The following is a 3,358-nucleotide window of genomic DNA, read 5'->3' on the forward strand; positions in this document are numbered from 1 at the left end:
CTTCCCCGTAGAGCTTCGTCACATTTTTGAATTCTATCGCGGTTTGCTCCATGCGGCCTTAACGCCTCCTTATTTTATCGAATCGAAGTATTCTTTCGCGACCGCTTCATATTCTTCTCCATCGACATCCACTTTGGCATTCAATCCGGTCACCGTTTCTGTGTCCAGCGTGCTACTGATGTTGTTCAAAATCTCTGCAACATCAGGATTTTCTTCCAATACTTCATTCCGGATTACTGGAGCCAAGTTGTATGGCGGCCAGAATTTCTTGTCATCAACCAAAACAGTGAATTCCTCTTTATTGGTCAGTTGCCCTTCAGTCGTATAGGCCGGAGCGACATCCGCTTCATCATTTTTCAAGACTTCATATTTCAAGCTGTTGTCGTAGACTGTCGAGCTCTTCCAATTGAATTCACCGTAAGCTTTTGTCAAACCAGGAAGGCCATCTTCCCGCTGATCGAATTCACCCTGGGAAGCAAACCGAAGTTCTGAGGCATGTTCCTGCAGATCAGAAACGGTTTCGATACCGTATTTTTCGGCTACGCTCGTTTTGATGACCAGCCCCGCGCTGTCATTGGCTTCCGCATAATCTAACCAAGTCAGATCGAACTGCTCATCGTATTCTGCTTTGATTGTGTCATAGACTTTCTGCGGGTCGGTTTCCATCTCCATTTCCAATACTACCAACAGACCTGTACCTGTATACTCCGGATAAAGATCGATTTCATCATTGGTGAGCGATGTATGAACGACCGAGCTGGCGATACTCGGGATCCTTTCAACCTCATACCCGGCATCTTCCAAAGCCAACGCATAAATTTCCGAAACAACCAAGTTTTCGGTGAAATCCTTGGATCCCACGCGGATGGCTGTATCTTCCGTGCTGCCGCCACCCAAACTTGAACAACCTGAGACTATAAGTGTTACGGCCAACATTGCAATAGTACTAATGATATTTTTTCTTTTCATTTAATTTATGCTCCTTTTGATTATGTAATCAAGAAAGATGCTTGTCGTGAAGGCAATCATCGCTACCGATACCCCTCCAATGAGAAGCAGATCCATCCTGTTCAAACCCAATCCTGTAAAAATCAGTGTCCCCAAACCACCAGCACCGATGTATGTAGCCAACGTCGCACTCGAGATGATTTCCACCAACGCCAGCTTCACGCCGGTCATCACAAAAGGAAAAGCCATCGGAATCTTCACCCTTTTCAGGAGCTCCCGATCGGTCATCCCCAAACCCGTTCCCGTTTCGATCATCACAGCGGGGACTTCCAGGAATCCGACCGTTGTGTTGACTAAAATCGGCGGAATACCCAGCAACACCAATGCGATCAACGCTGGAACCCTTCCGACCCCAATAAAGGAGATCAACAAAAAGAGGACCGCCAAGCTGGGGATGATCCGCAAGGCTTGGGAACTGAGGGTGATCAGCTGGCTGAGTTTCCGGTGCTTGTGGCTGATGTACCCCAACGGAATGCCGATCAGACAAGAAATGCCGATCGCTTGGATGCTCAATCCCAGGTGCTGATAAACGTAAATCAAATATTGATTAAAATTCTCTTGAAAGTATTGCAGTATGTCATCAATCAGCATTTTGGGCCTCCTTTCATTTCAAACAACGATCCGAAAAATCTGCTATCTCGCTGAACACCTTCAAACTGGCTGTCCCGCTGCTCGTCAAGGAATAATAGCAGCTTGTGTCATCTTCAATATGATTGACCACAATCGTATCCATTTGCAATCGCCACAGACTGGTGATGACATTTTCTTTTTTCTCACCCGTCATTCGGACGATGTCATTGCAGCTCATTGTCGGGTAATAAAGGAATAGGTACATAATGGCAATCTTAATGTCAGTATTAAAGGTTGCCGCAAATACTAATATAGGATCTATCATTGCCTACGTTCCCCTCCTTCAACATATGCGCACCGAAACTTACCGCCGAGCCAGCTTCATCGCACAAGCAATATAGTCATGACGGCCATTCGAGCTTGTTTAACTTGCTTAACACCTCACTGCTGTTTCTCCCTTTCCATACTTATGGATGGATTTCCATACTCTTACTATATCTTTAAAGATGCCCTTGCAAAAGTACGCACTTTTTTATCAGGTACTTACCTTTTTGTAAGCTACAGCAATAAGGATAGTTACACCAATTGATTGTAAAAAAAAAGCTCCCTTTTGAAGCATTATAACGCTTCAAAAGGGAGGATGAAAATGATATAGCTTTTGGCTCTGCATCGGATTACAGAAAAGATCGGATTCGCAATCCGCTTTTCTACTTCCTATGCTAGCTTATTTTTGTTCCAAGAGATTATTTTTGATATAATCCGTTCCCCAATCACTCATGCTGTTGATGATCGGTCTTAGGGAGTCTCCAAGATCGGTTAACGAATATTCCACTCTGGGTGGCACTTCAGGAAATACTTCCCGTTTCACAATCCCATCAGACTCCATCTTCCGAAGATTTTCAGTCAATACTTTTTGGCTGATGCCATCAACCAATCGGTGCATCTCGTTAAAACGCTTGGTTCCAGTCAACAATTCGCGCATTATCAGCAGTTTCCATTTGTTTCCGATCAGATCAACGGTTGTCGCAACCGGACAAAATGGCAATTCTTCTTTGGTCAGCATCTTGTTCACCTCTTAGATAGTAAGTTTCTTTTTGTAAGTTACAACGAATTATATACTTAAAATGAAACAATTTCAAATATTCCTTTCAGTTTCGAGTGTAACTATGCAAAAAAACAGGCTCCCAACGATGATGTCATCGTCAGGAGCCTGTTTTGTGTAATACCGGCGGCCGGGGTCGAACCGGCACGCCCTCGCGGGCACTGGATTTTGAGTCCAGCGCGTCTGCCAATTCCGCCACGCCGGCATGATATGAAGAATGCAATTTTCCATCTTACTTATGGAAAGGCGGTAACCGGATTTGAACCGGTGATAGAGGTTTTGCAGACCTGTGCCTTACCACTTGGCTATACCGCCGAAATGCTGTTAATTTGAAAAAACTGGGCTAGCTGGATTCGAACCAACGAATGACAGAGTCAAAGTCTGTTGCCTTACCGCTTGGCGATAGCCCAATAAAGAGGGCGACCGATGGGAATTGAACCCACGAATGCCGGATCCACAAACCGGTGCGTTAACCACTTCGCCACGATCGCCATCATAAGAATGGAGGGAGGCAGATTCGAACTGCCGAACCCGAAAGAGCGGATTTACAGTCCGCCGCGTTTAGCCACTTCGCTATCCCTCCATCATATAAAAAATGGTCCGAGACGGATTCGAACCGCCGACACCTTGAGCTTCAATCAAGTGCTCTACCAACTGAGCTATCAGACCAAAATAAAA

Annotated in this window: 4 protein-coding genes and 6 tRNA genes; all 10 read right to left on the bottom strand. The window is 45.2% G+C overall.

Features of this window, described 5'->3' with window-relative positions:
* Positions 1 to 69 precede the first annotated feature (69 nt).
* Entirely contained in the window at positions 70 to 969 is a 900-nt protein-coding gene (locus WBV27_RS11990) for a glycine betaine ABC transporter substrate-binding protein (RefSeq protein ID WP_424202369.1), read from the bottom strand.
* Positions 970 to 1,596, bottom strand: a complete 627-nt coding sequence (locus WBV27_RS11995) for an ABC transporter permease (RefSeq protein WP_424202373.1) — start codon at positions 1,594 to 1,596, stop codon at positions 970 to 972. It abuts the gene before it with no gap.
* Between the two features lie 16 nt (positions 1,597 to 1,612).
* Positions 1,613 to 1,903, bottom strand: coding sequence for a hypothetical protein (locus WBV27_RS12000; RefSeq protein WP_424202371.1), 291 nt, complete (start codon positions 1,901 to 1,903; stop codon positions 1,613 to 1,615).
* A gap of 399 nt (positions 1,904 to 2,302) precedes the next feature.
* Positions 2,303 to 2,641 (bottom strand): winged helix-turn-helix transcriptional regulator, encoded by a 339-nt coding sequence (locus WBV27_RS12005; RefSeq protein ID WP_068561675.1) that lies wholly within the window; start codon positions 2,639 to 2,641, stop codon positions 2,303 to 2,305.
* Between the two features lie 160 nt (positions 2,642 to 2,801).
* Positions 2,802 to 2,885, bottom strand: a tRNA-Leu gene (locus WBV27_RS12010).
* A 39-nt stretch (positions 2,886 to 2,924) separates the two neighbouring features.
* A tRNA-Cys gene (locus WBV27_RS12015) sits at positions 2,925 to 2,995 on the bottom strand.
* A 23-nt stretch (positions 2,996 to 3,018) separates the two neighbouring features.
* Positions 3,019 to 3,090, bottom strand: a tRNA-Gln gene (locus tag WBV27_RS12020).
* An 8-nt stretch (positions 3,091 to 3,098) separates the two neighbouring features.
* Positions 3,099 to 3,171: transfer RNA gene (locus WBV27_RS12025), tRNA-His, on the bottom strand.
* Positions 3,172 to 3,182: 11 nt separating this feature from the next.
* A tRNA-Tyr gene (locus WBV27_RS12030) sits at positions 3,183 to 3,263 on the bottom strand.
* Positions 3,264 to 3,276: 13 nt separating this feature from the next.
* Positions 3,277 to 3,349: transfer RNA gene (locus WBV27_RS12035), tRNA-Phe, on the bottom strand.
* Between the last annotated feature and the right edge of the window lie 9 nt (positions 3,350 to 3,358).

Source organism: Trichococcus sp. (assembly GCF_049589555.1).
Lineage (GTDB): Bacteria > Bacillota > Bacilli > Lactobacillales > Aerococcaceae > Trichococcus.